This is a genomic window from Dolichospermum lemmermannii CS-548 (genome assembly GCF_028330815.1).
GTDB lineage: Bacteria > Cyanobacteriota > Cyanobacteriia > Cyanobacteriales > Nostocaceae > Dolichospermum > Dolichospermum lemmermannii.
Genome location: NZ_JAQMTJ010000134.1, coordinates 1 through 4446 on the forward strand (window position 1 = coordinate 1; position 4446 = coordinate 4446).

General features: G+C 39.8%; 2 protein-coding genes and 1 pseudogene. All 3 read right to left on the bottom strand.

Annotated features, from left to right (window positions below):
• Window positions 1–186: 186 nt before the first annotated feature.
• Window positions 187–1506, bottom strand: a complete 1320-nt coding sequence (locus tag PN450_RS08780; protein WP_148760767.1) for a D-alanyl-D-alanine carboxypeptidase — start codon at window positions 1504–1506, stop codon at window positions 187–189.
• 410 nt (window positions 1507–1916) lie between these two features.
• Window positions 1917–2987, bottom strand: a complete 1071-nt coding sequence (locus PN450_RS08785) for an LOG family protein (protein WP_271836040.1) — start codon at window positions 2985–2987, stop codon at window positions 1917–1919.
• A gap of 754 nt (window positions 2988–3741) precedes the next feature.
• Window positions 3742–4086: pseudogene (gene trxA, locus PN450_RS08790) on the bottom strand (thioredoxin); the annotation flags it as partial.
• Between the last annotated feature and the right edge of the window lie 360 nt (window positions 4087–4446).

Sequence of the window (4446 nt, forward strand, 5' to 3'; positions counted from 1 at the left end):
CAACTGTACGGGCGAAGCATTTGGAGAACTATTTTTGGCAATGACCGATAATTTATCTTCCAAATGCTTCGCCCCTACTGACAACTGACAACTGTACGGGCGAAGCATTTGGAGAACTATTTTTGGCAATGACCGATAATTTATCTTCCAAATGCTTCGCCCCTACTAACAACTGACAACTGACAACTAGCTTTTATACAAAACTTCATTGCGATTGGCTGCACCAAATTTTGGTAAAGAATTATCTAAATGAGGTGTGAGGGTAGCCGGAATATCAGTAGATACTTCTAATTCTTTTTCTAAATGTTGGAGAAGTTTATCTTGTTCAGTCCGAAAAGCTGATACATTTCCACCACGATTGATAATTGTAAACCACACCAAACCGCGATCGCGTGTGGGGACAACTCCAGCTAAAGCACTAACATCATTGAGAGTACCGGTTTTCATCACAGTCGCTTTTGGCATATGTCGAGAATGTATTGTCCCTCGGTGGTCTAGTCCAGAGGTGGGAAATAAATCAGCCAAAGTCAACTGATAGGAACTAGCTTCCCGTTGCAATGCCATGAACATAGCACAAACACCTCTGGGAGAAATTCGATTTTCTTTCCCTAAACCAGAACCATTAATCAAGAGAATTTCTGACTGGGGGAATCTAGCAAGTTGGGATGCTGTGGTGCTAACTACATCTGCCCCTCCCACAGAATCCGCTAACATTTCCGCAATATCGTTATTACTGAAAACGTTCATTTCCTTAATGATTTTTTGCAAAGGTAAGGAAAGATGACGTACCAGTAAAGTTTGCCCAACTTTAGGTTGAGGGTCTACTTTAATATTACCAGCAATAATCACTTGGGGTTTAGGTGTTCCTTTCGGCATAATTGAGTATTGGAAAACCACAGAACGCGACCAAGTTTGGTGATTTAGTGCTTGTTTGAGTAATTGACCGGCAAGCAGGGGATGACGTTGGAAATTCATGGCAAAAGCCCCAGTAATTACCAGATTTCCCTTAACTTGCTTAATACCTATTTTATTCAGAGTATTTCCCAGAGCGATCGCTTCCTCCCCCACAAACATCGGGTCACCACTACCAGTAATCACCAAATCACCCTGCACCACCCCATTTACTAACGGTCCAGTGCTACTAACTAAAGTCTCAAATTGGTGATTGGGTCCCCAAGCTTTAAAAGCTACCAACGAAGTAGCAACTTTAGTTAAGGAAGCAGCGGATAAAGGTACAGTCCCTTGATGATTAGCCATTAGCATTGGTCCCGACTGCAACCAAATCCCCTGAGAGGACATGAGAGTTTGGTCAATTAATTTTGATGTGATTAAACCCTTGAGATATTCTTGGACTGTAATAGCACCTGCTGGGCTGGGATCAGGGACAAGAATCAAGTTAGAGCTACCTTGCCAAGCCAAGACACTCAAGGCTTCTAAGGGTTGAATTGGCACCTTAGCCATTTCTAGCCATAGAGAAAACAAACCTGATCCTAATAATTCCAGCATATTTAAATTCCTGTATTGGTTAATTGGTAAGAGTTTTCTTTAATTTCGTAAGCGTAAGCTATATTGTGAGACTATTTTTAACTTTTAATTCCCTCTTTTCTTAGCAACTTATACCAATATACGAGCCTGATTATATTTATCAGTATTGAGTCATAATAAAGTAATAATTCACCGAGTCAACAGAGTTAAGTTTCTCCCAAAATTATTACTTATGCAATACCTTGTCCATTTTTCGTAGGTTGGGTTAAGCGACAGCGCAACCCAACTGATCTGTTTGATTTAATGCTGATTGCTCTGCAACCCTAACGCAAACAACCCAACAAACCAAAAAAATGGCACAGGTATTCCCATAGTGCAAGTTTCATGTATTAGGAATAAAATATTTTGGCTAATTAATAACTTGGTATAGGTTACTTCCTTTCTGGATGTGCCAATTCCTCTGGAGTGGGAACACCCACCTGATTAATTACCCCAATCATTTGATATAAACGCCCTAAATCTCGTTGATTAAAATTTAAAACTAACCGAGGCAAATTAGATGTTTCATCTTGTTCTTCCTGTGGTAATGCTTGGCTTTTCACAATTTCACCTGTCAGCAAAATATCACGGAACTGAGTATTAAGTAATTCCACTTGAGCATCTGATAAATCTTCTTGCAACCGGATCACCAACTTGTCACCAACATAACGACTAGAATGATAAACTCGGTAAAATCCAGTAATAGCATTACAGGCAACTTCAAGATTATCTGTAATAGTGTACAAACTCGGATCATCTGGACTAACAAGCCCTGTTTTTACCAATTTCTCATCAATATATTGACTCCAAGAACGCCAATAATCACCCCCTGGTTGATCAATTAACACCAAAGGAACTGGACCAAATTTACCTGTTTGGCTCAATGTCATACATTCAAAAGCCTCATCTTGAGTGCCAAAACCACCAGGAAACAAAGCCACAGCATCACTTTCTTTCAGAAGAAATAACTTGCGAGTAAAGAAGTATTTAAAATTAATTAGTTTAGCATCACCTTCAATAATTGGGTTAGCTTGTTGCTCAAAAGGTAACTGAATATTTAAACCAAAGGAATTTTCCCTCCCAGCGCCTTCTTGACCAGCTTGCATAATCCCACCACCACCACCTGTCATAATCATAAATCCTAGCGCGGAAACAGCCCGACTAAATTGCAGAGCCATTTGATATGCTGGTGTATCTGGTGCTAGACGCGCTGAACCAAAAATAGTAATTTTCCGCACATGACGGTAGTTATAAAATAACTGGAAACCACATTCCATATCTGCTAAAGCAGCAGATAATATTTTCCAATCAAGACGTTCAATATCACTATCAGCAAGACGCAAAATTGTAGATAGGGACTGCTGAATAAATTGCCGATGTTTTAGTGTCGGTAAACGGTCTATTAATTCCGCAATATCCGCTTGAAGAGAATCTAATGAAGAAAAGGACGCTTCAGAGGTCATACTTACTGCCGCAATAATGGCATTATATTTTAACCAAAGTTGCTAATACAGTAAAGGGTAGGTCAACTAACAATAATTAAAAAGCCCTAAAGGGCTGATGTAATATGCTTTTTGACTTTTGCCTCACCGTACTAGCAACTTACGTTATTTTACATGATACTTCCTATATTGACCGTAATTATTACAATACAGGCTTCTCAGTAACTAAGCTTTACTTGACTAACAATCACAACGGAAATGTCCGAAAGTGTTACTGAAACCAGGCTTTTTCTATTATTTAAGAAATATAGGCAAAGCAACATTTTCGTCCCTTGACACTCCCCGCGATAAATCGACGGGGATTCTTGGTTCAACGAGACCACTTAAACTAGGTTCCTTGCGTTACCTAGCGAGCGAGGTGGGACTCTCCCCAAGCGTTAACTTTGGGTATGCCCTACCCTAGTTGCATTGCTGCAAGTCCTGTTTAGTTTGAAACAAATAGTTCAAAAATCTGAGTCGTCACGCTCGGTATAAATCTTTTACCTACTGCTAGGAGGAAAACGTGAACAATGCAGTAGAACCGCATAGATTTAATTGTCAAGGTTCAGGTGTCTTTCAACGACAAGGTTTTTTAAGTGGTTGATTACCTTTCCACTATCATTAGTATAGTGTATTGGTACACTAATTAATTGAAAGCCGTCGTAGAACGACGGGGCTTTAAACCCAATTTTTCGGTAAATGAATAACTCAAGGAGAGTTTGTTGTCTATTGGGCTTCAAAGATACTTTTCCAAAGTGGTAGCTAAAGTGGTTTTAGGTACAGCACCGACAACCATATCTACCTTGTCTCCATCTTTGAAAATCATTAATGTAGGAATACTGCGAATACCGTACTGACTAGCAATATTCGGATTTTCATCAGTATTGACTTTCACAACCTTAATTTGTCCTTCGTACTGCTCGGCAATTTCTTCGACAACAGGAGCTACCATACGACATGGACCACACCAAGGAGCCCAAAAATCAACTAATACGGGAACTTCGCTCTTGAGGACTTCTTGCTCAAATGTAGAATCTGTAACTTGTTCTGCTGCTGACATACCTAAAAACCTTTGCCTATGATATTTCTGAGCTTGGTGAAAATTCTACCATAGCAAAAACATCCTCTTAGAGATAAAGGATATACATTTGCAAAAAAACTAGAAAACTAATGCAGACCATAAGGAACCGCCCGAACATTAGTCCGGGCGGAGTGTGGTGTGAGGAGTGAACGGAAACATTTGTCTCCGCCACCTCTATTGTAGGCTAGATATGTGATTTTTCCAGTCATTCTCAAAGTTGTTGTTAGTAGGGGCGAAGCATTTGGAAGATAAATTATCGGTCATTGCCAAAAATAGTTCTCCAAATGCTTCGCCCGTACAGTTGTTAGTTGTCAGTAGGGGCGAAGCATTTGGAAGATAAATTATCGGTCATTGCCAAAA

Excerpts from the sequence above, each read along its gene's own strand:
- PN450_RS08780 (WP_148760767.1), bottom strand. The coding sequence starts at position 1,506 with ATGCTGGAATTATTAGGATCAGGTTTGTTTTCTCTATGGCTAGAAATG.
- PN450_RS08785 (WP_271836040.1), bottom strand. The coding sequence starts at position 2,987 with ATGACCTCTGAAGCGTCCTTTTCTTCATTAGATTCTCTTCAAGCGGAT.